Here is a 23508-nt window from a genome sequence, read left to right on the forward strand (position 1 = left end):
GGCGAACCGCGGCACGGAGATGAGGCCAGGGCCTGACGCCGGGGCCGTCGGCTAGGCGCCCGGTGCCTTCTCCCACGGTGCGCGGAACGGGAAGTAGCGGGCCAGGAAGTCGGTGACCACGCGCTGGCGTTCCTCGGCGGGGACCTCCGGGAAGCTGCCGTCGTTGAGGCAGAAGAAGTCCCGGTTGCGCTTCTGCAGCAGCTTCTCCAGTTTCTTCAGGCCGGAGTACATGGTGGTGTCCACGTACAGGACCTCGGCTCCGGGATTCGTCACCGCCCGCCCGGTCAGCAGGGCGTAGTAGTGGTACAGCGAGTTGGTCACCGAAATGTTGTCCTTGGCACGGAACCGGCTGGCCGCGGTGGACTTGAACTCGTCCGCGAATTCTTCCTCCATCTCCAGCAGCACGGATTTGCGCAGCGGCGCCGCGCAGTGCTCCAGGTGCCGGGTGGTGATCCGTCCGAAGCGGTCGTGCAGCAGCTTGCGGTTCACCCGGGCCGCGTTCTCGAAGCCGGAGCGGTCCAGGTGGTTGTCGCCGAGCCCAATCCGGGTGTCGGCCTCCACGAACTTGGTGATCCCGCCGGGGGAGAAGAACATGTCCGGGCCCACCGGCCGGCCAAAGAACATGTCGTCGTTGGAGTAGAGGAAGTGCTCGCCCAGCCCCTCGATGTGCTGCAGCTGCGCCTCGATCGCCTGCGAGTTGAAGACCGGCAGCACGGAGGAGTCGCGGAAGTGCTCCTCGCTGCGCACCACCCGAATGTCCGGATGCTCCGCGTCCAGCCAGTCCGGCAGCGGTGAGTCGGTGCAGATGAAGATGCGCCGGATCCACGGCGCGAACATGTAGACCGAGCGCAGGGCATAGCGCAGCTCGTCGATCTGGCGGAAGCGCGCATCGGCGTCGTCGCCCTCGCCCAGCACCGCGTTCTCCATGAAGCTGTTCCGGTACTGCTGGTACTCCCGGTTGTTCCCGTCCACCCAGGAAAAGACAATGTCGATCTCGAAGTCAATGTCTGTGGCATGGTCGGCGAACATGTTCTCGATGGTCGGCCAGCGGTGCCCGTAGCGCTCCACCTCGCCGCGGACAGCCTCCGCGGCCGGCAGCGTGCGCCGGGTTAGCGAGTTCTCGATCGGCAGGTGGATCAGCCCGTTGTCCCAGCGCCACAGCTCCACCTGCACACCGGTGCCCTGGCCATACCGCAGCCCGCCGGTGGGCTCGATCCGCGGGCGGTACAACCGGATGGCGCGCGTCTGGTCGCCGTCGGCGAGTTCACCGTCGGCCACCAGCCGGGCGGTCTTCTTTTTCGCGTCCATGGTCAGCGAATAGAACGGTTCGTCCGCGCAGGCCGCCACCAGGGCCGCCCGCAGCTCGTCGCGCTGCTCCCAGTTGACAGCCATGACCGGCCGGGCGTCGTTGCCACGCACCAGAAGGTAGGGAATCTGCGCCTGGTCAAGGACCCTGCGGACAAACAGCAGGTCTTCCACCATCGCCTGGTGCGGTGTGAGGGAGGTGTTGACCAGTGCGTAAACCCCCTTGACCCTGGCCACATCGGCGCGCTCGGTGAGGCGCACGACGGCGGCGGGGGAGTTGATCTCGACCGCCGCCTCGGGTGCGAGGTCGGGTTCGGGCTCGGCGTAGAACGCGTCCTGTGGTGCAGGCATGCTGGTCATTAAACCTCCGGAAAATGGTGGCGCCAGCCGGTTGTGGGGCTGGTGCCACCGATGGGTGACGTGGGCGGATGGGTTGACGGGCGGTGCCGCTGCGCGGTGCGGCGCCGCACTACGTGGCAGTAAGGAACCTTACTGCGACCGTACATCGAGTTAGGGTCCGGCGAGGCCACGGCGCACGGCGGCGGAATCGGCGGGTATGGAATCACTTTCTCACCGCCAGCGGCTGGCCACAAGGACCCACCTGGCCGTGCTGGTGCCTCCGGGCGTCCGGCGCGGAGCGGTAGATTTGTAGCACCCGGAACCGCGTTCACAGACCCGGCTCATCCTCAGCACACCTCGACGGAAGCGGGACAGTGGACCAGTTGGCACTCATCATCGGACTGCTCTTTGCCACAGTGGTGGCGGTTGGCCTTGGCGAAAGACTGCGGCTGCCCTATCCGGTGTTGATGCTGCTGTTGGCCGTGGCCCTCACCTTCATCCCGGGGTTCCCGGAAATCCACATTCCGCCGGAGCTGATCCTCCCGCTCTTCCTGCCGCCCCTGCTCTACGCCACAGCACAGCGCAGTTCCTGGGCGGTGTTCCGGATCCGCTGGCGCACCATCGTGCTGCTGGCGGTGGCCCTGGTAGCGGTGACCACGGCGGTGGTGGCCGGTGCAGCGTGGCTGATGATCGGCAGCATTGGCCTGCCCGCGGCCATCGCGCTGGGCGCCGTGATCGCGCCGCCTGACCCGGTGGCGGTGGAATCCGTTGCCGGGCGGGTCCGGATGCCGCGGCGGCTGATCACGGTGCTGCAGAGCGAGGGTCTCTTCAACGATGCCGCGGCCATCGTGATCTTCCAAGCCGCCGTAGAGGCGGCGCTGTCCGGCGGCGAGATCGGCGTGCGGCTGCTGCTCCAGTTCCTGCTGGGGGCTGCCCTCGCCGTCGCGCTCGGCATCCTGATGGGCTGGATCACCATGATGATGACCCACTTCGTCACCTCGTTGGTGGCCCGCAGCGCCATTACGCTGGTGGTGCCGTTTGCCGCCTACATCCTGGCCGAAGAACTGCACGCGTCCGGCGTGGTGGCGGTAGTGGTGACGGCGCTGGAGATCCAACGGCGTTCCCGACCGCAGGATGCCGCCGAGCGGGTCACGCGGCGGGCGTTCTGGGACGTGGTTGAACTGCTGGCCACCGGCCTGGCCTTCGGGCTGATGGGGCTGGAGATCCGGCAGGTCGTCGTGGAGGAAGGCACAGCCGTCTTCGGCATGCTCGGCCTGGCGGTGACGGTCTGCGTCCTGGTGGTTGCGGTGCGGTTCCTGTGGATGGCAGGGCTGGCCTGGCTATCCCGCGGCAAGGACGATGCGCTGCCGCCGACCTCGACCAAGGACGTGCTGATCCTGACCTGGTGCGGCATGCGCGGGCTCGCGACCCTGGCGCTGGCCCTGGCCATCCCGGTAACGCTGCCGGACGGCACGGCCTTCGCCGGCCGGCACGAGATCCTGGTGGTCGCCTGCGCCGTGCTGCTGGCCACGCTGGTGCTGCCCGGCCTGACCCTGCCGTGGCTGATGCGCATCCTCAAAGCCCAGGACACCGGCACGGTAGAACGTGAAGCGGCCCGCGTCCTGGCCGGCCGCGCGCAGGAGGCGGCCATCGCCGCGCTTCGCGATTCCGAACTAATGAAGAACCTGCCGGAGGAAAAAGTGGAAGCGGTCCGGCAGCGGATGCACCGGCTCGGCACCGACCTGCTGAGCGCTGCCGGAAGCAAGTATCCCAAGTCGCGCAAGGCCGGCCGCGAGGTGCTGGTCACCGCCCAAACCATTGCGCTTAATGCCGCCCGGCAGAAGTGGTGGCGGCCCGCAGCGAACCGGACATGGATCCGGAAGTCGTTGACCATGTGCTGCGGCAGCTGGACCTGCGGACCATTTCCATCCGCTGAAATGACGACGGCGGCGGTCCGGCTCAGGCGGCGGATCCGGCTTCCTGCCGGGACGCCAGGCGGTCCCGCCACCAGCCCACGGTCTCCGCTGCGGCCTTGTCCAGCGGCGTCGGCCGGAGCCCCAGCAGTTCTTCGCTCCGCGCCGAGGACATCACGAACGGCCGCTCGAACTGGTACGTCATCTCCGCCAGTTCGCGCATCCCGGCTGAAAAGAGGCTTAGGCCGCGCAGCAGCCAGCCCGGAATGGAGCCGACCTTGGGAGCCGGGGACCCGGCGGCCCGGGCATAGGCCTCGACCATGCCGCGCTGCGTGACCGCCGGAAGCGTCGGGGCGTGCAGCACCGTATTCCAGACCTTCCGGTTGCCGGCGGCGGCAATCATTGCGGCGGCCAGGTCCGGGACATAGGTGAAGGAGTGCGGCTGGTCCGGCTTGCCCAGCACCCGGATGGTCTTCCCGGACAGCACCAGCGGCACCATGCGCTCGCCGGCGTGCGCGTTGAGCACATGTGGGCCGAAGAAGTCCGAGGCCACCACGCTCACGGTCGGCGTTGCCGACGCAGCCCGGGCGGCCAGCAGCTCGGTGCGCACGCCCCGTTTGCCGCCGTCGGCCCGGCGCGGGCTGGCTTCGGTCATCACCTGGTCCGGCCGGTCGTAGGAGTAGAGGCTTTCCGGGAAGACCACCACCGCTCCGGCCCGGCCGGCCGCGGCCAGGACGGTCTGCTCGGCCGCCGGCAGTTCGGCCTGCCACGCGGCGGCACTGTAGGCGCTGCCGTGGATGCAGTGGAAGACCGCGGCAGCACCGGCGAAGAGTTCGTCCAACTCCTCCGGCCGGGACACATCCACGGCCCGGCGTTCCACCAGCGCGTGGTCCGGCCCGCTGCCGGAACGGGTCAGGATCCGCACCCGGTGCCCCTGCCCGGCCAGTTGCTCGGCGATGGTGGTGCCAACCGGGCCGGCGCCGGTGACGATGTAGAGGTTGCTCATGATGATCTTCCTGTTCGTGTCCAAAGTCTGGTTCGCCGCGGCCGCGGCGGGCATTTCGCCGTTCCGCTGGCTGAGAGAGCAGTGCTCTCGAAACCACTGTGGACCTCAAGTCACGCGCTTGTCAAGAGCGGTGCTCTCGAAAGTTGACACTGCTCTCACGGGTGCGACAGGATCGGGACATGGCAGGGACCCCGCGCGAACGCGCCCGCGAGCAAACCATCAACGACATTGTCCGGATTGGCAGGGAACAGTTGAGCCAGGTCGGTGCCGCGGCTTTGTCGCTGCGCGCAGTGGCCCGTGAACTTGGCGTGGTGTCCTCTGCGGTCTATCGCTACGTGGGCAGCCGGGACGAGCTGCTGACTCTGTTGGTGGTGGAGGCTTACAACGAACTGGGCGAGGCAGTGGAGCAGGCGGTCGCGGCTGCGGGGGAACACGACGCCGGGGGCAGGTTCCGGGCCCTGTGCAGGGCGGTTCGGGAATGGGGCCTGCGAGAACCGGCCCGCTACGCCCTGCTGTTCGGCTCGCCGGTACCCGGGTACCAGGCCCCGGCCGAGCGCACCACGGGTCCCGGTATCCGCGTGGTGGTCGCGCTGGTGCGGCTTATCGACGACGCCTACCGCGCCGGCGCACTCGCGGCCAATCCGGCGGGCAGCGGACCGCAGCTGGTGCAGGAGCCGACGCCGCCAGCCTCCGCGCAGCCTGGAGCGGCCCTGTCCGACCCGCTCCAGCATGACCTCGCAGCTATTCGCCGCGAATTTGCTCTGGCGGTTCCGGACGCGCTGGTGGCCCGCGGCACGCTGGTCTGGACTTCCCTCTTCGGTGCGGTGAATTTCGAGGTGTTCGACCAGTACGGGCGGGAAACCTTCACCGATCCCGGCTTGCTGTTTGAGCATCATCTGGACGTATTCGCCGGCATCCTCGGTTTGCCCTAGCGCGCACGGTGGTCGACCAAGCGAGCGTCAGCGAGCGCGTGGAGACCCGCGCGGAGACCGGCTGAGCGCCGTCGTCATTAGATGGCTTCGGCCGTGCAATGTTCAGCAAAATTTTCCCCGGGGATTCCGCAGCGTGGCATACGATCTGTCCATGCCAGATCTTGCCACGTCCATCGGATTGGTCACCGAGGTGCTGACGTGGGCTGCCCTGGTTCCGGGAGTGCTGTTGCTGTTGGTGGCCGCGGTGCTGCGGCTGGCCGGGATTCGGTGGCACAGAGCCGATGGCGTTGCGTTCGACGACGGACGCCGCCGGGGCGTGCGCTGGTTCGACACCCGGCACGGCTTCCTGGAAGGTGTTTTCCCGGCCGGAACCAGCTCCGATGTGGCGGCCGGCTCGGACGTGCTGGTCTACTACGACGCCCGACGGCCCGACCGATGGCAGGTTTCCGAACCGGAGCCTCCGGGCCGGATTGTGCTGCTGCTGGGCAAGATCCTTAGCGGGGTTGGCCTCCTGTCCGCCCTGGTCGGGCTGCTCGCCATGGTGCTTGCCGGCTAGACGAGGGCGCTGAAAGCCTCCGCCTTGCCCTTGCTGCCCTGCACGATGATCTGGTCGTCGTCGTACAGCACGGTCTGCCCGGTGGTGTGCTCCCAGACGCCGCCCCGGCGCTTGACCGCCACCACGGTGATGTTGAACTTCGAGCGCAACTGCAGCACCTCGAGCGGGCGGTCCTGGGCGATCGACGGTGGCGAGGTACGGATCATCACGAAGTTGTCTTCGAACTCCACGTAGTCGAGCATGGCGCCACGGACCAGGTGTGCGATGCGCCTGCCCATGTCATTTTCCGGACGGACCACGTGCTGGACGCCGAGCTGCTCGAGGATCTCCGCGTGCGGCTCGCTGATCGCCTTGGCCCAGATGATGGGTGTGACGAACTTCAGCAGTCTGGAGGCGGTCAGGATGCTGGCCTCGATGTCCGTGCCGATGCCCACTACCACCCGGTCGAATTCATGCACCGAGAGCTGGCGCAGGACTTCTTCTTTGGTCGAGTCGGCGCGGACCACGTGTGTGAGCAGACCGTTGAAAGCCTGCACCTTGTCCGCGTCGTTGTCGATGCCCAGGACCTGGGTTCCTTGGCTTTCGAGTTCACGGGCCACGGCTCCGCCGAAGCGGCCGAGCCCGATGACGGCCATCGTTTGCACCTCACGGCTTCGCTCGCTGGTGCGGGGGAAGAGGGGATGAGTCCTAGCCAATGAGCGGCCTTTCCTTGGGATATTCGTAGAGGATGGGTCGTTGCCGCAGGGCGAGGGCCGACGCCAGCGTCACCGGACCAAGCCGGCCGATGAACATCAGCGCGATCAGGATGCCCTGGCCCGCGGGCGGAAGGGCGGCGGTGATGCCGGTGGAGAGCCCCACGGTGCCAAAAGCGGACACGACCTCGAACAACAATCGTTCCTGGCCAAAGGGGGCCAGGAACATCAGGGCCATGGTGGCGGCGACCACCACGGCGATGGCCAGCAGCACCACCGTGATGGCCTGACGGTGCACCGAGAGGGAGAGGCGCTTGCCGAAGATATTGACCGCGGCGCCGCCGCGGACCTCGGTGTACAGAATAAAGAACAGCACGGCAAAGGTGGTGATCTTCAGCCCGCCCGCGGTCCCGGCCGGGCCGCCGCCGATGAACATCAGGATGTCCATGCCCATCCAGCTCACCGGGTGGAGTTGGGCGATGTCCACGCTGTTGAACCCGGCGGTGCGGGTGACGACCGACTGGAAAAAGCCTGCCAGGATGCGCTCGCCGGGAGGCATGGAGCCTAGGGTCGCCCGGTTGCCCCACTCGACGGCAGTGATGAAAACCGTGCCGAGTACCAGCAGCACGGCCGTGCCGCTGAGAACCAGTTTGGTGTTCATGCTCCAGTGGATGGGGCGGCGGTATTGGCGGGACAGCTCCACCAGCACGGGAAAACCCATGCCACCGATGATGATCGCCGCGGCGATCGGCAGGCAGATCCACGGGTCGCCGACGAACCCCATCAGGTTGTCCGAGTACAAGGCGAACCCGGCGTTGTTGAACGAGGATACCGCATGGAATACGCCTTCCCAGAGGGCGCGTCCGGGGGAGTAGCCGTAGCCGACGATGAAGCGGAACATCAGGATGATGGCCAAGGCGGCCTCGGTCAGCAGGGAAATGCGCAGGACGCCGAGCAGCACGGCGTGGACATCGCCGAACCCGATGCTTTTGGTTTCCGCCGCGGCGGAGATGCGGGACCTGAGTCCCAGCCTGCCGGCCAGCAGGACGCCGAGCAGGGCGCCGAAGGACATGACGCCGAAACCACCCAGCTGGATCAGGACCATGATGACCATCTGGCCGAACGGGGTCCAGAACACCGGGGTGTCGACCACGGCCAACCCGGTCACACAGACGGCGGAAGTGGCTGTGAACAGGGCCTCCAGGAAGCCGGCCCCACCTGCTCCTTGCTTGGCCAGCGGAAGCATCAGGATGCCGGTACCGGCCACGATGGCGCCGATGAAGCCGAGCACGATTACCTGCGCCGGGTGCTTTGGCGCCCACCGCAGCCGTCGGAGGGCGGATGCGGCCGTTCCCGGCACGCGCTTGAAGGTGCGCCGGATGGACGATGTCACCTTCTGCGGCCAACCGGCCCCGGCTTGCATAGCGGAAAGATTAGCACCGCTTGCGCTCGGCTTCGTTTTGATGCCTAACGGAAGCGGCGGTTAGGATGGAAGAGGTGCGCCGGGAAGTCTGGTCGGCAATTTCTGTTGTCGACCATTGAGGAGCCGTTGTGGCTGCTAAAACCCCTGAATCGTCCGCCAAACCCAAAGTATTGGGCCGCGGAAGCTATGCCGAAGCGCTGCGAATCGGCGAAATTCTGCGGAAGGAAACCGTCGGCGGCGCACTGCTGGTATTCGCCGCGGTCGTCGCCCTGATCTGGGCAAACTCACCGGCGGCAGACAGTTACTTCGCCCTGCGCGACTTCACCGTCGGCTATGAGCCCTGGCACTTGGAGTTGAGTCTCGGCGCGTGGGCCGCAGACGGTTTGCTGGCGGTGTTCTTTTTCCTGGTGGGGCTTGAGCTGAAACGCGAGTTCGTTGCGGGGGACCTCCGCAGCCCGCGCAAGGCCATGGTTCCTGTCGCAGCCGCTGTAGGCGGAGTGGTTGTGCCTGCGCTCATCTATGCAGCCATCAACTGGGGCAGTCCGGAAACCCTCCACGGCTGGGCCATTCCGACGGCGACGGACATCGCCTTTGCGGTGGCGGTCCTGGCAGTCATCGGCTCGCATTTGCCCAGCGCGCTCCGCATCTTCCTGCTCACGCTCGCGGTGGTTGACGATCTGATCGCGATTGCCATTATCGCCTTCGTCTACACCGAGGAAATCCATACCACTGCACTGCTGCTGGCGCTAATTCCGATCGTCCTCTACGCCTTCCTGGTGCAGAAGTTCCGCGCCTTCTTCGGCAAGCACCGAATCGCCATGTGGGTCATCCTGTTGCCGATCGGTCTCGTGGCGTGGGCGCTGGTCCATGCCTCCGGCATCCACGCCACCATCGCCGGCGTGGTGCTCGGCTTCACGGTACCGGTGCGGCGCAGCCAGGCCAGTGGGGGGCCCGGGGCGGGCCCTGGACTCGCCGAAATATTCGAACACCGGGTCCGGCCGGTATCGGCCGGAATCGCGGTTCCCGTGTTCGCCTTCTTCTCCGCCGGGGTGGCCATCGGCGGGGTCGACGGCTTTGTCTCCGCGCTGGGCGACTCGGTGGCCATTGGCATTATTGCCGGTCTGGTGCTGGGCAAGCCGATCGGTATCGTCGGAACCACGTGGCTGATGAGCAAGTTGACCAGGGCCGAACTGGACAGATCATTCAAGTGGGTCGATTTGCTTGGAATTTCCGTGCTGGCCGGCATCGGCTTCACCGTCTCGCTGCTCGTGGCCGAGCTCAGCTTCGGCCTGGGCACGCCCGCGAATGATCATGCCAAGGTCGCGATTCTTGCGGCGTCGCTGCTGGCCGCCTTGCTCGCTTCGGTGGTGCTCCGTACCCGTAACCGGCACTACCGGCGGATCGAGGCGGAAGAGCAGGTCGACGCGGACCACGACGGCATCCCGGACGTCTATCAGAAAAATGGCAGCGAGTAACCGGCCCGACGCAAACTGCGCCGCCCACCGGACACCCGTCGTGGTCCTTGCGGCAACACCTACTCAGCGCCGCCGGCTTCCCCTAAGGTGGGGGCATGGAAGAGGTCGTCTTGGTGGGGTTCGACGGCTCGGAAACCAGCGGCCGGGCGCTTGACTGGGGGCTGTCCGAGGCGCATTCGCGGGGATGGTCGGTGCGTCTGGTCACCGTGATCTCGTCCGCCGGTGTTGACGATCCCCAGGTGGACCACCAGTATCTGGCGTCCGCCCGGCGCGGCGGGGAGGGTGTGCTGCAGACCGCGCTGGACCGAGCGGGAGCCTTGGGCTTGCGGGCAGAAGGGCACGTGGTCGCGGGCGACCCGAGCGAGGTGCTGGTGGACGAAACGGCGTCCGCGGGGCTGGCCGTGGTGGGCAAACGTGGCCGCGGCGGCTTCGCGGGCCGGCTGCTGGGCAGCGTCTCCTCGGGGCTGGCAGCGCACGGAGAGTGTCCCACGGTAGTGGTACCGGAGCGGTGGACGCCCGGCACAACGGCCGCCGAAGTCTCCGGCGACGCCGCCGCGGCGTTGCCCGGCGGCCCGGTGCCGTGGCTGGTCCCGTCGCCGCAGGGCGGAACGGACCAGGGGCTGCATCCGCCGGACCCCAACGAGAAGTTCAGCTATGCCGGCCAGGTGGTGGTTGGCGTCGATGCCGCGGGCAGCTCCAATCCGGCATTGTGGGCGGCCGCCGAATTAGCCGGCCGGCATGGCATCCCGCTCCGGATGCTATCCGCCCGGGCGCCGTTCTACCGCGACTCGCTCTGGCTGGACAACGTGGCAGGGGCGCAGCGGTTCCGCGAGGAAGTCACCGCCGAACTGGACGCCGCGCTGGGCGAGGTCCGGGGCCGGTTCCCGGACCTGGACGCCAGCTGGAATTTCTACCTGGATAAACCTGCCCAGATCCTGATCCACGCCACCCGCACAGCCGAACTGATGGTGCTGGGAACGCGCGGCCACGGCGGCTTTCCGGGGCTGTTGCTCGGCTCGGTGAGCCAGGCCGTGCTGCACCACGGAATGTGCCCGATGATGGTGGTCCCCAAGGGCGTGGAGGTCTAGCCGGTGCCTCCGGTGCCGGGGGCCCGGTACCGGACTTCTCCGGCCATGCGCAAGGCATCGATGGTGTCCTCGACGGTCAGCAGCAGGATGGTTTCGAAGGAGCTCATGGCGCCGCCGCCGCTGATGGCCAGCGCCACTGCGGCCATGGACACGTTGTTCGGGGCCTCCCAGACCGTATAGCCGTCGTGCGCGCCGAAGGCGTACCAGAAGCCGTGCAGCTTCCCGCCGACGGATTCGATGTAGGCCTTGGCCGCCTTCCGCCGATCCTCGGGGTTGTTGACCATCCTGGCCCAGGCCTCCGGGGTGTAGCTGAACTTCGATAGATAGAGCGCCATCTTCATTCCTTTCGAACTGTTCGGTCCGCGGCGGGACGACGGGTCAGACTTTGGCAGACCGGCGCCCGCGCCGCAGCGCCTGGGCGAACGTTGACACGGCGTAACTGGGCACCGCCTGGGCCGCAACAAATCCGTCCGGCCGCACCAAATACAGTTGCTCCGGATCCAGTGTGGTGTTCCCTTCGCGCGGCAGCACGTGCATGGCCAGCCCCAGTGCCGACTGCACATGATTGACGACGGCGGGGCCCGGCTCACCGTAAGAGTGCACCTGCCACTGCAGGCTGCGCAGCGTATCGAAATTGCTGCCTGCGTACGGCAGCCGCCGTCCCACGACCTTGCCGCGCCGGCCCCCGGCCGCTTCCTTCGCATCCGGGCTCATCCAGTAGTGGATCCGGGTCTGCGATATGTAGCCGAACATGCGGGAGGCGCCCCGGGACCGCGGCACGATGCGTGTGACAACCGGGATGAGGAACTGCAGCGCCCATTTTCGGGCGGCGATGGCCCAAGGCGCGGTCGACGTGATGAACCCGAACACCCGATCAGTGGTCTGCAGCAGCCGCACCGCGACCGGCCGCCGCTCGGCCTGGTAGCGGTCCAGATAGGAGTCCGCGGCCCGGCCGCCCAGGACATCGGCGAACTTGAAGGCCAGATTGTGGGCGTCCTGCAGGCCGGTGTTCATGCCCTGCGCGCCCACGGGGGAGTGCACGTGCGCGGCGTCCCCGGCGAGGAACACCGGGCCGTCGCGGAACTGCCCGGCGATCCGGTGATGCACGCGGTAGGTGGAGAACCAATTCGAGCCGCCGTAGCCGACGTTGAACTTCTGGGCCAGACGCTCCCGGATGGCCTCCTCCGAAACGTCCGCACCGCCGTCGTTGTTGGGCCCTTGCGTGGCGGACGAGTCGTCGCTGACCACACCGATAAGCCGCTCGTGGCCGGAACCCGTCATGGGGAACCCCAGCAGGAACTCGTCGATCCCGGCGCGGACGTTGACCTCTTCATGGGACAGGCCGTGCACGTCGGTGGCGTCGCAGACGAAGAACGTGTGCGGACTGGTGGAACCTTCGAAGGCGATGCCGCGGCTGGCCCGCACGGTGGATGAAGCCCCGTCCGCCCCGACGCAGTAGCGGGCACGGACCGAGGCCTCGCCGGCCGGGCCTGTCAGCCGGGCCCGGACGGGGTAGTCCGGGTGCGCGCCTCCGTCCACCAGGTCCAGCTCGGCCAGCCGGCACTGCCAGAGCACCTCGCCGCCCAGTGCCTTCAGGTTTCGCAGCAGCAACTCTTCGTTCTTGCTCTGTTCGTAGAACATGACGCCCGGGAACGGCGTGATGCCGCGGCCCATTCGGCCCAGCGGGATCCTACCCCGGGGCTTGGGCCCGAATCCGATGATGATGGCCTCCGCCAGATTTCCTTCGGCCACCACGGTCCCGGCGAGGCCCAGTTGGTCGTAGATTTCCATGCTGCGCGCCTGCACGCCCAAGGCCCGCGATTCCCGGGTGGGGCCCGACTTGCTGTCGGCGATGATGTGCTTGATGTCCAGCTTGGCCAGCCAGTTGGCGAGCATGAGTCCGGTGGGGCCGGCCCCGATGACCAGCACGTCGGTCTGCAGTTCGGCTGCCATGGCGGTACCTCCTGAACCGAGGGTACCGCTGGCGGTGCGGCAGCGGCAGGGGGATGGAAGCCCAGCGGGCAAGGGCCGCCGGTAGAATTGATCGGTCCCCCGCAAAAAGATCGGAGCCCACTGGTGCCCACCACGACAGCGCAGCCGGAGCTGACCCCCGAGGAGCGCCAGTCCGTACTCCGGGCGCTCAAATCGCCGCGGCTGCTGAAGACCGAAGTGCTCGGCGGGCTGGTGGTTGCGCTGGCCCTGATACCGGAGGCCATTGCGTTCTCCGTCATTGCCGGCGTGGACCCGCGCATCGGGTTGTTTGCCTCCTTCACCATGGCCGTGTCGATTGCTTTCCTGGGCGGCCGGCCCGCGATGATCTCCGCGGCCACCGGTGCGGTGGCGCTGGTGATCGCCCCGCTGGTGGACAGCCACGGCCTGGACTATCTAGTGGCCGCCGTGATCCTGGCGGGCGTGTTCCAGGTGCTGCTGGCGCTGCTCGGGGTGGCCAAACTGATGCGGTTCATTCCGCGGCAGGTGATGGTGGGCTTCGTCAACGCGCTTGCCATCCTGGTTTTCCTGGCGCAGGTGCCCGAACTCCTGGGCGTTCCGTGGCTGGTGTACCCGTTGACCGCGCTGGCACTGGTGATTGTTTTTGGCCTGCCGAAATTGACCACGGTGGTGCCGGCGCCGCTGGTGGCGATCGTGGTGCTGACGCTGATCACGGTGTTCGCATCCATCACCGTGCCGACGGTGGGGGACAAGGGCGAACTGCCGGACAGCCTGCCCGCACTGTTCTTTCCGCAGCTGCCGCTGACCTGGGACACCTTCGGGGTGATCTTCCCGTATGCCTTGGCGATGGCCTTCGTGGGGCTGCTCGAATCGCTGATGACGGCGAAGCTGGTGGACGACATCACCGACACCCGTTCGTCCAAGAACCGCGAGTCGTGGGGTCAGGGGGCGGCCAACATCATCACCGGCTTCTTCGGCGGCATGGGCGGCTGCGCGATGATCGGCCAGACCATGATCAACGTCCGGGCATCGGGCAGCCGGACCCGGATCTCCACGTTCCTGGCCGGCGTGTTCCTGTTGATCCTGGTAGTGGCCCTGGGCGACGTGGTGGCGCTGATCCCGATGGCCGCGCTGGTGGCCGTGATGATCTTCGTCTGCTGGGCAACGTTCGACTGGCACAGCATCAAGCCCTCGACCCTCAAGATGATGCCGAAGAGTGAGACAACCGTCATGCTGGTCACCGTCATCGCCACCGTAGCGACCAACAACCTGGCCATCGGCGTGGGCCTCGGCGTGCTGACCGCCACGGTGCTCTTCGCCAACCGGGTCTCCCACCTGGTGACGGTGGAGCGGACGGTGTTGGAGCTGAACGGTGAAGAAACGGCCACCTACGTGGTCGACGGCGAGTTGTTCTTCGCCTCCTCCAACGACCTCTACACCCAGTTCAACTATGCGCTGGACCCGGACCAAGTGGTCATCGACATGCACGCCTCCCACCTATGGGACGCCTCCACCGTGGCGGCGCTCGATGCGATCACGGAGAAGTACCGTCAGCACGGAAAGAACGTGCAGATCATCGGGCTGAACTCCGCCAGCGTGGCGATGCGCGAGCGGATGGCCGGCAAGCTCAACGGCTGACCGGGCGCAGTAACCCGCCCTTTTCTCCGGCCGACCGCGCCGGGTCTGCGGCAACGGCGTATTCTAGGGGCACTCCGGTTCGGAAACCACCGGACTGCGCGAGGATGGGAGGCCAGCATGAGCGACCAGCTAACCCAGGACGAGGTGGAGCACTTCGCTGCCTTGCTGGATGCGCGGGAGGCGTCCGACCGGGCACAAGTAGAACGTCTCACCGTGGACATTGCGGAAGTCACCGAGGCGACCCGCGACATCCCGGCCGACGACGAGCATGACCCCGAAGGTTCCACGGCCACGCTGGAGCGGGCCCGCGAGGTGGCGCTGCTGGTCAGCACGGAAAAGGCGCTGGCCAACATTGCCGCTGCCCGCGAACGGCTGGAGGCCGGGACTTATGGCCGGTGTACGTCCTGCGGCAACCCGATTCCGCGCGAACGGCTGGAGATCAGGCCGGAAGCGCAGTACTGCGTCAGCTGCGCCGCAAAACACCGCGGCTGAATCATGCCCGGTGCAGGATGTTCCAGCCGTGGCTGGACCGAATCGGGCAACGTCATTTAGCGGCTGAGACGCCGCGCCAGCTCGTTGGCTATTGCCACCACGCGGTCGCCCCACTGCTGGCCAGGCGAGGTCTGGACTCGAGGCAACGGCACTCCCAGGCAGACAGCTGCTACGACCTTGTCGCCTACCCGCACAGGCGCGCTCACCGAAGACAGCCCGACGGTACGCTGCGACACGGCCTCGATCCAGCCGAGGTCCATGCCATCCTCGCGCCGCGTGGACTCATTAAGAAGGACGGACGCCGCAGAACCACCATCCGAGAGCGGCAGCATCCATCCCGCCGGCAGTGTTACCCGCAACTCCTGCGCGGCGTCGACTGACTCAAGGCAGAGGCGCGAATCTCCGCGCCGCACCCACAGCTGGGCGGTCTCTGACGTCTCGTCGCGCAACTGCGTCAGCAGGGGGCGGGAAGCCCAGGCGATGTTGCTCATATCGAACCTGACGCCCGGGCCGTAGCGGCCGTCCCCGCTGCGGCTGACCAGCCCGTGCTGCGTCAAGGCAGTCGCCAGACGGTGGGTCGTCGAGAGGTTCATCTTGAGGAGTTGGGCCAGATCGGTTGCGGTCATCGGCTGGAACTCGACCGCGTCGACTATCGACATGGCCTTGTCGAGCACGCCGACCCCTGTTACTGTGTCCGTTGTCACAGATTGAAATGTACTCTCAAAATATGAGAGTTGCAAGACCGGATCTCCTCCGGTCCCACTAGAGAGGAAACTCGATGAAGCGTCTCCTGACATCCGGCGCAGCACTGCTTGCTGTCGCCGCTGTCGCCCTCACCGGTTGCTCCGCCGAAGGGGCAGCATCCGGCGAGAGCTATCCTGACCGTCCCATCAGCTTCAGCGTCGGCTCCGAGCCCGGCTCGGGGTGGGATGGCACCGCCCGTGCCCTGGTCGAGGTGATGGAGCGTGAGGACGCTGTGCCCGTGCAGGTCAACGTGCAGAACCGCCCCGGTTCTGTGGGCTGCGTGCTGCTCAACGACATGATCAACAAGCATGCCGATGCCTCCAACGAAATCGCGATGACCTCGGTGCCGCTGCAGTCGATGGAACTGCGCGGCATGTGCGACGTGAACTACAAGGACGTGACCGTCATTGCCCGGTTGCTGATCGAGAACTTCCTGGTGGCGGTACCCGCGGACTCCAAGTACAAGGATCTCGATTCCCTGCTCGAGGCCATCGTTAAGGATCCGAAGTCGGTGCCGGTTGCGGCCGACGGCGACGACCAGTTGCCCCTCGCCCTGCTGGTCGAGGCAGCCGGCGGCGATCCCTCCTCGATCAACTTCATTGCCTTCGAAAGCGGCGGCGAATACCTCACCGCCTTGATGAATGGCGACGTGCTCGCCAGCGTTTCGGGCGTCACGGAGTACGGACCGCAGATCGAAGCCGGCGAACTCCGCGGCCTCGCGGTCCTTTCCGAGGACCGCCTTGAGGAGCCGCTGGCCGACATCCCGACTGCAGTGGAGCTTGGATACGACGTCACGCTGAACAACTGGCGCGGGGTCTACGGCCCGCCGAATATGCCGGAAGAAGCTGTCGCGTACTGGGAGTCGAAGCTGCAGGAACTTCTGCAGTCGGACTCCTGGAAAGAGATCGCGGACCGCAACCAGTGGGGCACGGCCTACCTGGCCGGCGATGAACTGGATGCATTCCTCGAGGACTCGTACACCCAGCTCACTTCCGCGCTTCAGAGCGTCGGCGCGCTGAAGTAATCATGGCTGCTGAGAATCTCGGACGGAATCCGGCAGACGTTATCGCTGGAGGGGTCGTGGCCGCTGTTGGTGTGGCGTACACGATCGTCGCGCTGCAAACCCCGGCGGCCAATTCATCCGCATCGGTTATCGGTCCGGCCATCGTTCCGACGCTTCTCGGTGTCCTTCTCGCCCTGGGAGGAGCCGCGGTCGCCATTGGCGGCCTGCGGCTCCGCCCGGCCGAGGGCAAGGCGGATCCAGCCGGGACGACGGAACCGGCCCAAAGCGGCGGCTTGCGATTGTGGGTCACCATCGCAATCTTCGGGGCGTACGTTCTGGCCTTTATTCCTGTCGGCTACCTGCTGTCGACGATCGCGTTCCTCATGGGCCTCGCGACGTACTTCTCGCCGACCAAGTGGAAGAGCAATCTTATTTTCGCCATCTCGTTTCCCCTGATCGTGTTTGTGATGTTTGAGTACCTGCTGAGAGTGCCGCTGCCGCAGGGCCTGCTGTCGGGGGTGCTGTAGGAATGGATATCCTCGCCAACCTCGGTGACGGCTTCGCCACGGCACTCTCCCCGATGAACCTGCTGTTCGCCTTCCTGGGCGTGCTGATCGGCACGATGGTGGGCGTCATCCCGGGCATCGGCCCGACGACGGCCATCGCGCTGTTGATTCCGGTGTCGTTCAGCCTCGATCCGGTCACTGGACTCATCCTGCTGTGCGGCATCTACTACGGCGCCATGTACGGCGGATCGATCACCTCGATCCTCATCCGCACTCCCGGCGAAATCGGCACAGTGATGTCGACCATCGACGGTTACGAGATGACAAAGCGCGGACGAGGCGGGCCAGCGCTGGCGACAGCCGCGATCGGTTCTTTCGTCGCCGGTACCATCTCGACCATCCTGCTGATGCTGATGGCCCCGGTGCTAGCTGCCGTGTCGGTGGCATTCGGCTCAAACGTCTATTTCCTCTTGCTGCTCCTGGCCCTGATCATGCTCTCCAACTTGACCGGTGGTTCCCGGCTCAAGGCCGGAATTTCGACTTTGTTCGGCATGGCAGTCGCCATGATCGGCATGGATCCCCAGGCAGGCATGCCGCGCATGACCCTCGGCGTCCTCGAACTGAACAGCGGCATCGACTTCGCAATCTTCGCCATGGCGTTGTTCGCCGTGCCTGAGGCGCTCGCGAACCTGACCCGCCGCCACACCGAGGCGACACCGGGAATCGGCAAGGTCAAGCTCTTCATGACCAAGGAGGACTGGCGCCGCTCGACGGTACCGTGGTTCCGCGGCACGTTCCTGGGATTCTTCGTCGGCCTGCTGCCGGGCATGGGAACTCTCGGCTCCTTCTTCTCCTATCCACTGGAGAAGCGCTTGTCCCGCAAGCACAAAGCCGAGTTCGGCAAGGGCGCGATCGAAGGCGTTGCCGGTCCCGAGGCTGCGAACAACGCCGGCGTCGGCGGCGGGCTGGTGCCGCTGTTCACGCTCGGCATCCCCGGCTCGCCCACCCTGGCGCTGCTGTTCTTTGTCTTCACCATGTATGGGCTCCAGCCTGGACCTCAGCTGATGTCGGAACAGTCCGGCCTGATTTGGGCCATCATCGCCAGCATGTACATCGGCAACGTCCTCCTGCTGGTGCTCAACCTCCCGCTCGTGGGAGCTTTCGTCCAACTGCTGAAGATCCCGGACGCCAAGCTCTACAGCGGCGTGCTGGCCTTCGTGGCGCTCGGTGCCTACGCCCTCGGCTTCGACCTGTTCAGCATGGGGACCATGTTCGTGTTCGGTCTGGTCGGCTACGGCATGCAGAAGTACGGGTTCCCGCTGGCCCCGGCCGTCGTTGGTCTTGTGCTGGCGCCGATGCTTGAGTCGAGCCTGCGCCGGGCGCTCCAGATCTCTGCCGGCGATCCGGCGACGTTCATCGACGGGCCGCTGGCCATAACGCTGACGGCGCTGATCGCCCTGGTGATCCTTGCACCCCTCCTGCTGCCGCTGCTCCGCCGGAGCGGCGTCCTCGCCAGGGGTCTGAATTCGCGGCGCCAGGTGGCCACCGACAAACTCAAGGATCCCGGTACGGACCTCCACGTCCCAACAGGTTTCGGGTACGCAAAGGAGCCCGAGGCGCCCCGACCAGACGGGCAGCCACCTGCGCCCGAAGGCCAGACAGCCGAAGATGACGGGAATGAGCTGCTGCCGGCATCGAAGGGGCTGGCGGCTGACAATGAGGCACCCGATCGGAAGCCCCTTGACTAGCAGGGACGGCGGGAGCCGGCGCGCCTACCACCTCTAGTCCTCCCAATTAGCAGTAACTATGTTCCATCAGAGGGGAACGTCACGAGGAGGCATCGCCCTGAGTGAGGCTCTCAATATCGTGGCGAACACCCTGCGCGGAAGCGCTTTTTATTAGCAAGGCAGGAAACCAATGACGCAATACGAAATTGCTGTAATCCCCGGGGACGGAATCGGACCTGAAGTCGTTGAAGCCGCTCTGCGCGTGCTGAAGGAATGCGAAACCCGGTACGGGCTGAAGATCAACTACACCTTCCATGACTTCAGCGCAGACTTATACCGCCGTACCGGGCGGAAGATCACCGCTGCCGATATGGATGAAATCGGCAAGGCGGATGCTGTGCTCTTCGGAGCCATGGGACTGCCCGATGTGCGCGGACCGGAGGGTCTCGAATTGGGTGCCCAGGTTGAAATGCGGGCCCACTACGGACTCTTCTCAAGCCTTCGGCCGGTTCGGCTCTTTGCGGGAGTGGAGAGCCCTGTCAAGGCGAAGAACGTCGACATGCTCGTGATCCGCGAAACGTCCGAAGGGATGTTCGCGGGGCTGGCCGATGAGCATGAGCCCAGTAATGAGAGCGCGAGTGATCGTATGACGATCACCCGGGCCACCTGCGAGAAGCTTTTCGATGTTGCGTTTTCCCAGGCCCGTGCGCGACGCAAGCGCGGAACGCCCGGGCACGTGACCCTGCTGCATAAGTCCAATGCCTTGCGCAGCAACGTGCTGATGGAGAAGGTATTCGACGAGGTCGCCGCGAAGAACGATGACATCGGCAGTGCAAAGTTCTACATCGACGCGGGATCGATGTACATGGTCACCGATCCGGAACGGTACGACGTTGTCGTCACGGAGAATATTTTCGGCGACATCGTTTCAGAGATTGCAGCTGGGCTCGTCGGCGGTCTCGGCGTCGCCCCATCTGCCGACGTCAGTCTGACGCATGGCGTATTCCAGCCATCTCACGGAAGCGCCCCCGATATCGCGGGCCAGGGAATCGCAAATCCGACGGCGATGATCCTGTCCGCCGCAATGATGCTGGAATGGCTGGGCGAACGCCGCGAGGACGACGATTGCGCCAAGGCGGCACAAAGCATTCAAGGGGCCGTCGAGTCGGCACTGGCAACAGGCCCTCGTGCACGCGACCTCGGCGGCACGGCGGGGACCCAGGAAGTGGTGGACGCCGTCGTCCGGGCATTGCCGGCGTAGTTGAAACCGGGGGCCAGGAACATCTGGCCCCCGCTATGGCCGGAAGGTCGTCCTCCACCGACACCCACGCTCTGACCAGTCAGATTCTCGTGTCGCAGTTGCCAGCTCTTGACGTACGAAAGGTGCGCACCAATTGACTCATAAGGTTCTGTTCGTAAACCCTTTGAAGGACTATATAGACCGCCTTGTGGATTCCACCCCGGAGGGCTTTAGTGTCACCGTGATGCCGGCAGGGGCGGACGTTGCGGACATGTGCCGTGAAGCTGAGGATGCCGACTTCCTCATCTCCGGCGTCGATGTTCCCGAAGAGGTGTTCCGGGCCGCGAAGAGCGTGAAGTTCATTCAGTACATGAGCTCCGGCTATGGACAGCTGCCGCTGAATGTCCTGAACGAACTGGGCGTCCCGGTGGCCCAGATGAAGACCCATTCCATCTCCGTCGCGGAACATGCAATTACGTTGATGCTGACATTGCTGCGGCGAATCCCGGCGTCCATGCAGTTGATGCGCGAAGGGAAATGGCGCCACGACCTGGACGAGATGTCCTACTCGGAGCTGTACGGCAAAACGGTCGGCATCGTCGGGCTGGGGAATATAGGGCGCTGGGTCGGCAAGGTCTTGCACCACGGCTTCGGTGCCAGCGTGGTCTTCTATGACAACGCGGAGATCCCGCTGACTGTTTCCGAGCTCATCCCAGCTCGACCCGTCCAGCTGGAGGAGCTCATGGCGATCTCCGACATCGTCTGCCTGAATGTTCCGTTGAATTCGGAATCCCAGAAGATGATCGGGCGGGACGAACTAGCGCTGATGAAGCGGAGCAGCGTCCTCGTCAATGTCGGGCGCGGTGAGGTGGTCGATGAGGACGCCCTCATCGAATGCCTGCGCGAAGGACGCATCGCAGGGGCCGGACTGGACGTCTATGAGAGGGAGCCGTTGGACCCTACCAGTGAACTGCTGAATCTGGAGCAGGTAGTGTGCACGCCCCATATGGCGGGCGTTGGTTGGGAGAACGTCGAGCGCAGGATCGCGACCGTATGGCAGAACTTCGACGCGGTCCTGCACGGCGCCATCCCGACCGGGGTCGTCACGGCGGCGAAACGAGCGGAGAACACCCCGCTGCTCGCGGACGCCGCGCTGCACTGATGACGCGAGCCAGGACATCCACCACAACAGCTCTCGAAGGAGCGACTCAATGACGAAAGCAGCACCCCTCGCGGGCATCCGTGTGCTCGAACTGGGCAGTTTCATCGCCGCGCCCTTCGCCGCGCGCCTCTTCGGCGACTTCGGCGCCGACGTGATCAAGGTCGAAAGGCCGGAAGGCGGCGACGAGCTGCGCGACTGGCGCAAGACCCGCGGGTCGACCTCGATGATGTTCCGCACGGTAGCCCGCAATAAGCGCTCGGTGACCCTGGACCTGCGCACTCCGGAAGGCCAGGAAGCGGTCCGCCGCATCGCCGCCAACTGCGATGTGGTGATCGAGAACTTCCGGCCGGGCACGCTTGAGCGGTGGGGGATCGGACCTGAGGTGCTCAAGGCCGCCAACCCGGATCTTATCGTCGTGCGCATCTCCGGCTACGGACAGACCGGCCCGTACCGCGACCGGGCAGGCTTCGGCAGCTCGGCCGAAGCGTTCGCCGGGCTGCGGTACCTGACCGGCGAGCCGGACCGTCCGGCCGGACGCGCCGCCGCTAGCATGGGCGACACCGTTGCCGGCCTGTACGGCGCCATCGGTGCGCTGATGCTTCTCTTCGAACGGGCAAGCGGCCGCGATATCGCCCAGCGTTCGGTTGTTGATGTCGGGCTGTACGAAGGCGTCTTCAGCCTGCTCGAATCGCTTGTGCCCGATTACGACGCCTATGGCATGGTCCGCACCCGCACCGGCGGAAAGCTCCCCGGCGTGGTGCCCACCGGCTCCTATGAATGCGGCGACGGCCTGGAGGTGGTGATCGGCGGCAACTCCGCCTCGGTCTTCGCGCGGCTCATGGAGGCCGTCGGCCGGACTGACCTTGCCGAGGACGAGTCGCTGCGCCGGACCGAGGCCCGCAGTGCCAGGGAGGAAGAGCTCAACGGCATCATCTCGGCGTGGACGGGCTCCCGCACCCTGGAGCAGGCACTTGACGCGCTCGAGGACGCCGGAGTTCCGGCCGCCCCCGTGTACGACGCGCCGAGCATCGCCGACGACCGCCACTACCTTGCGCGCGGCATGGTGCAGACACACGACGTCGTTATTGACGGCGACCCTGAACCGGTGCGCTTCCCGGGAGTCGTGCCCATCATCGAGGGATCCGAGGGCAGCGTCCGCTGGCTGGGACCGGAGCTCGGCGAGCACACCCACGAGGTGCTCACCGAGGTCGCCGGCTACGACGCGGCGGACGTTGCACGGATCTCCGGCGTTGCTGCGGAGCAAGAGCCGCACCAGCCGGCCGGCGCGCGGGCGGGGCTGGGCGCATGAGCACCATCCGGATCACCGACGTCTACCTGCGGGACGGGTTGCAGGATGAGGACGGCGTCGTCCCCACCGAGGAGAAGCTGCGCATCGCGGGCCTCCTGGTCAAGGCCCGCGTGCCAGCCATAGAAGTGGCCTCGTTCGTCAACCCCAAGAAGGTTCCGCAGATGGCGGACGCGGAGGCGGTGCTTGCCGGCCTCGTCGCGACAGGCCTGACCGAGCGGGTCACGGTCAGTGCGCTCACCCTCAACGACCGGGGCATCGACCGTGCTGTTGCCGCAGGCACGGCGGTTGTCGAAATCGTCACCAGTGCAAGCGAGGCCCACAGCCGAGCTAACGCGGGCCAGACCATCGACGATGCGCTCGACGGGCTGGAGGCAGCAGTTCGCCGGCACCCCGGCGTGCATTTCCTCGCCGGTGTGTCCACCGCCTTCACCTGCCCGTTCGAGGGCGAGATCCCGGCGGCCCGCCTGGCGCACGTCGTCGACCGCTTTGCGTCGATGGGCGTGACGGAGATCGGGCTCGCCGACACGCTGGGCACCACGCCGACGGACCGGGTGATCGAATCACTCGGCATCGTGCGCGCGGGGCATCCGGATGCAGAGTTGTCGCTGCACCTGCACGATGCGCACCGGCAGGCACTCGCGACGGCGCTCGCCGCGGTGGAAATCGGCGTCACCCGCTTCGACGCCGCACTGGCCGGTTTCGGCGGCTGCCCGTTCGCGCCGGGCGCCCATGGCAACCTCGCCACCGAGGCACTGGTCCGGACGATGCATGAAGCCGGACACCAGACGGGCATCGACGAGGACGCCCTGGCCGTTGCGGCGGCCGCGGCGCGCGACGCGGTGGCGAGGGCGCCCAAGATCCAGCAGACCGCCTAGGCCGCCCCGCCCGGCACCCTCACCCCAGGACTGCACGACGCCGGTGCCCCGCCCTCCGCAGGCGGGGCACCGGCGTCGTTGTGCTTTTCTGTGCTACTTTGAGGGAGAAAGTGCGGATTTGATCGATCTGGGG

20 protein-coding genes and 1 pseudogene are annotated in these 23508 nt (G+C 66.2%); 14 read left to right on the top strand and 7 right to left on the bottom strand.

The features are described from left to right. Window positions 1–51: 51 nt before the first annotated feature. Window positions 52–1656, bottom strand: coding sequence for a stealth conserved region 3 domain-containing protein (locus AB0N75_RS06015; protein ID WP_364646560.1), 1605 nt, complete (start codon window positions 1654–1656; stop codon window positions 52–54). A 362-nt stretch (window positions 1657–2018) separates the two neighbouring features. Here AB0N75_RS06015 and AB0N75_RS06020 point away from each other — a divergent pair. Next, window positions 2019–3580, top strand: a pseudogene (locus AB0N75_RS06020) (sodium:proton antiporter). Window positions 3581–3603: 23 nt separating this feature from the next. On the opposite strand, the gene AB0N75_RS06025 reads toward AB0N75_RS06020, so the two are convergent. Then, a complete protein-coding gene (locus AB0N75_RS06025) occupies window positions 3604–4563 on the bottom strand; it encodes an NAD-dependent epimerase/dehydratase family protein (RefSeq protein WP_364646562.1) in 960 nt (319 codons plus the stop codon). A 179-nt stretch (window positions 4564–4742) separates the two neighbouring features. Between AB0N75_RS06025 and AB0N75_RS06030 the strand changes: the two genes are divergently transcribed. Both AB0N75_RS06030 and AB0N75_RS06035 read left to right on the top strand, forming a co-directional pair. After that, window positions 4743–5495, top strand: coding sequence for a TetR/AcrR family transcriptional regulator (locus AB0N75_RS06030; RefSeq protein WP_364646565.1), 753 nt, complete (start codon window positions 4743–4745; stop codon window positions 5493–5495). Window positions 5496–5646: 151 nt separating this feature from the next. Further along, window positions 5647–6051: a hypothetical protein gene (locus AB0N75_RS06035; RefSeq protein WP_364646568.1), complete on the top strand. Its 405-nt coding sequence runs from the start codon at window positions 5647–5649 to the stop codon at window positions 6049–6051. Here the strand turns inward: AB0N75_RS06035 and AB0N75_RS06040 are convergent. Next, window positions 6048–6686 (bottom strand): TrkA family potassium uptake protein, encoded by a 639-nt coding sequence (locus tag AB0N75_RS06040; protein ID WP_364646571.1) that lies wholly within the window; start codon window positions 6684–6686, stop codon window positions 6048–6050. The genes AB0N75_RS06035 and AB0N75_RS06040 overlap by 4 nt on opposite strands. Before the next feature lie 52 nt (window positions 6687–6738). Next, window positions 6739–8166 (bottom strand): potassium transporter TrkG, encoded by a 1428-nt coding sequence (locus AB0N75_RS06045; protein WP_364646574.1) that lies wholly within the window; start codon window positions 8164–8166, stop codon window positions 6739–6741. 128 nt (window positions 8167–8294) lie between these two features. Here AB0N75_RS06045 and nhaA point away from each other — a divergent pair, with 128 nt between their 5' ends. Beyond that, window positions 8295–9641 carry a Na+/H+ antiporter NhaA gene (nhaA, locus tag AB0N75_RS06050; RefSeq protein ID WP_364646577.1) on the top strand — a complete coding sequence of 449 codons (1347 nt, stop codon included), beginning with the start codon at window positions 8295–8297 and terminating at the stop codon, window positions 9639–9641. A 95-nt stretch (window positions 9642–9736) separates the two neighbouring features. Next, on the top strand, window positions 9737–10729 hold the full coding sequence (locus AB0N75_RS06055) for a universal stress protein (RefSeq protein ID WP_364646580.1): 993 nt from the start codon (window positions 9737–9739) through the stop codon (window positions 10727–10729). On the opposite strand, the gene AB0N75_RS06060 is transcribed toward AB0N75_RS06055, so the two are convergent. Both AB0N75_RS06060 and AB0N75_RS06065 read right to left on the bottom strand, forming a co-directional pair. After that, the gene (locus AB0N75_RS06060; protein WP_364646583.1) at window positions 10726–11064 is read right to left on the bottom strand and encodes a GYD domain-containing protein; all 339 of its coding nucleotides are present in this window, start codon (window positions 11062–11064) and stop codon (window positions 10726–10728) included. The two genes, AB0N75_RS06055 and AB0N75_RS06060, sit on opposite strands and share 4 nt — an antisense overlap. A gap of 43 nt (window positions 11065–11107) precedes the next feature. After that, complete coding sequence (locus AB0N75_RS06065; RefSeq protein WP_364646586.1) at window positions 11108–12682, bottom strand: FAD-dependent monooxygenase; 1575 nt, start codon at window positions 12680–12682, stop codon at window positions 11108–11110. Window positions 12683–12805: 123 nt separating this feature from the next. Between AB0N75_RS06065 and AB0N75_RS06070 the strand changes: the two genes are divergently transcribed. Both AB0N75_RS06070 and AB0N75_RS06075 read left to right on the top strand, forming a co-directional pair. Beyond that, window positions 12806–14317, top strand: a complete 1512-nt coding sequence (locus AB0N75_RS06070) for a SulP family inorganic anion transporter (protein WP_364646589.1) — start codon at window positions 12806–12808, stop codon at window positions 14315–14317. 117 nt (window positions 14318–14434) lie between these two features. Continuing rightward, window positions 14435–14809, top strand: coding sequence for a TraR/DksA C4-type zinc finger protein (locus tag AB0N75_RS06075; RefSeq protein ID WP_364646592.1), 375 nt, complete (start codon window positions 14435–14437; stop codon window positions 14807–14809). Between the two features lie 56 nt (window positions 14810–14865). On the opposite strand, the gene AB0N75_RS06080 is transcribed toward AB0N75_RS06075, so the two are convergent. Then, window positions 14866–15513: a helix-turn-helix domain-containing protein gene (locus AB0N75_RS06080; RefSeq protein ID WP_364646595.1), complete on the bottom strand. Its 648-nt coding sequence runs from the start codon at window positions 15511–15513 to the stop codon at window positions 14866–14868. 74 nt (window positions 15514–15587) lie between these two features. Between AB0N75_RS06080 and AB0N75_RS06085 the strand changes: the two genes are divergently transcribed. From AB0N75_RS06085 to AB0N75_RS06115, 7 genes are all read left to right on the top strand, one after another. Further along, window positions 15588–16577: a tripartite tricarboxylate transporter substrate-binding protein gene (locus AB0N75_RS06085; RefSeq protein WP_364646598.1), complete on the top strand. Its 990-nt coding sequence runs from the start codon at window positions 15588–15590 to the stop codon at window positions 16575–16577. Between the two features lie 2 nt (window positions 16578–16579). Continuing rightward, entirely contained in the window at window positions 16580–17083 is a 504-nt protein-coding gene (locus AB0N75_RS06090) for a tripartite tricarboxylate transporter TctB family protein (protein WP_364646601.1), read from the top strand. A 2-nt stretch (window positions 17084–17085) separates the two neighbouring features. After that, window positions 17086–18810, top strand: coding sequence for a tripartite tricarboxylate transporter permease (locus AB0N75_RS06095; RefSeq protein WP_364646603.1), 1725 nt, complete (start codon window positions 17086–17088; stop codon window positions 18808–18810). Between the two features lie 169 nt (window positions 18811–18979). Beyond that, window positions 18980–20050 carry an isocitrate/isopropylmalate dehydrogenase family protein gene (locus tag AB0N75_RS06100; protein ID WP_364646606.1) on the top strand — a complete coding sequence of 357 codons (1071 nt, stop codon included), beginning with the start codon at window positions 18980–18982 and terminating at the stop codon, window positions 20048–20050. A gap of 133 nt (window positions 20051–20183) precedes the next feature. Then, on the top strand, window positions 20184–21191 hold the full coding sequence (locus tag AB0N75_RS06105) for an NAD(P)-dependent oxidoreductase (RefSeq protein WP_364646609.1): 1008 nt from the start codon (window positions 20184–20186) through the stop codon (window positions 21189–21191). A 49-nt stretch (window positions 21192–21240) separates the two neighbouring features. Then, entirely contained in the window at window positions 21241–22500 is a 1260-nt protein-coding gene (locus AB0N75_RS06110) for a CaiB/BaiF CoA-transferase family protein (RefSeq protein ID WP_364646612.1), read from the top strand. After that, a complete protein-coding gene (locus AB0N75_RS06115; protein WP_364646615.1) occupies window positions 22497–23375 on the top strand; it encodes a hydroxymethylglutaryl-CoA lyase in 879 nt (292 codons plus the stop codon). The genes AB0N75_RS06110 and AB0N75_RS06115 overlap by 4 nt, the downstream gene beginning before the upstream one ends. The last annotated feature ends 133 nt before the right edge of the window (window positions 23376–23508 follow it).

Origin of the sequence: Arthrobacter sp. NPDC089319 (assembly GCF_040684925.1) — a bacterium.
Classification (GTDB): Bacteria; Actinomycetota; Actinomycetes; order Actinomycetales; family Micrococcaceae; genus Crystallibacter.

Excerpts from the sequence above, each read along its gene's own strand:
- AB0N75_RS06040 (WP_364646571.1), bottom strand. The coding sequence starts at position 6,686 with ATGGCCGTCATCGGGCTCGGCCGCTTCGGCGGAGCCGTGGCCCGTGAA.
- AB0N75_RS06075 (WP_364646592.1), top strand. The coding sequence starts at position 14,435 with ATGAGCGACCAGCTAACCCAGGACGAGGTGGAGCACTTCGCTGCCTTG.
- AB0N75_RS06030 (WP_364646565.1), top strand. The coding sequence starts at position 4,743 with ATGGCAGGGACCCCGCGCGAACGCGCCCGCGAGCAAACCATCAACGAC.
- AB0N75_RS06095 (WP_364646603.1), top strand. The coding sequence starts at position 17,086 with ATGGATATCCTCGCCAACCTCGGTGACGGCTTCGCCACGGCACTCTCC.
- AB0N75_RS06045 (WP_364646574.1), bottom strand. The coding sequence starts at position 8,166 with ATGCAAGCCGGGGCCGGTTGGCCGCAGAAGGTGACATCGTCCATCCGG.
- AB0N75_RS06015 (WP_364646560.1), bottom strand. The coding sequence starts at position 1,656 with ATGCCTGCACCACAGGACGCGTTCTACGCCGAGCCCGAACCCGACCTC.
- AB0N75_RS06060 (WP_364646583.1), bottom strand. The coding sequence starts at position 11,064 with ATGGCGCTCTATCTATCGAAGTTCAGCTACACCCCGGAGGCCTGGGCC.
- AB0N75_RS06085 (WP_364646598.1), top strand. The coding sequence starts at position 15,588 with ATGAAGCGTCTCCTGACATCCGGCGCAGCACTGCTTGCTGTCGCCGCT.
- AB0N75_RS06025 (WP_364646562.1), bottom strand. The coding sequence starts at position 4,563 with ATGAGCAACCTCTACATCGTCACCGGCGCCGGCCCGGTTGGCACCACC.
- AB0N75_RS06090 (WP_364646601.1), top strand. The coding sequence starts at position 16,580 with ATGGCTGCTGAGAATCTCGGACGGAATCCGGCAGACGTTATCGCTGGA.
- AB0N75_RS06115 (WP_364646615.1), top strand. The coding sequence starts at position 22,497 with ATGAGCACCATCCGGATCACCGACGTCTACCTGCGGGACGGGTTGCAG.
- AB0N75_RS06035 (WP_364646568.1), top strand. The coding sequence starts at position 5,647 with ATGCCAGATCTTGCCACGTCCATCGGATTGGTCACCGAGGTGCTGACG.
- AB0N75_RS06055 (WP_364646580.1), top strand. The coding sequence starts at position 9,737 with ATGGAAGAGGTCGTCTTGGTGGGGTTCGACGGCTCGGAAACCAGCGGC.
- AB0N75_RS06110 (WP_364646612.1), top strand. The coding sequence starts at position 21,241 with ATGACGAAAGCAGCACCCCTCGCGGGCATCCGTGTGCTCGAACTGGGC.
- AB0N75_RS06065 (WP_364646586.1), bottom strand. The coding sequence starts at position 12,682 with ATGGCAGCCGAACTGCAGACCGACGTGCTGGTCATCGGGGCCGGCCCC.
- AB0N75_RS06100 (WP_364646606.1), top strand. The coding sequence starts at position 18,980 with ATGACGCAATACGAAATTGCTGTAATCCCCGGGGACGGAATCGGACCT.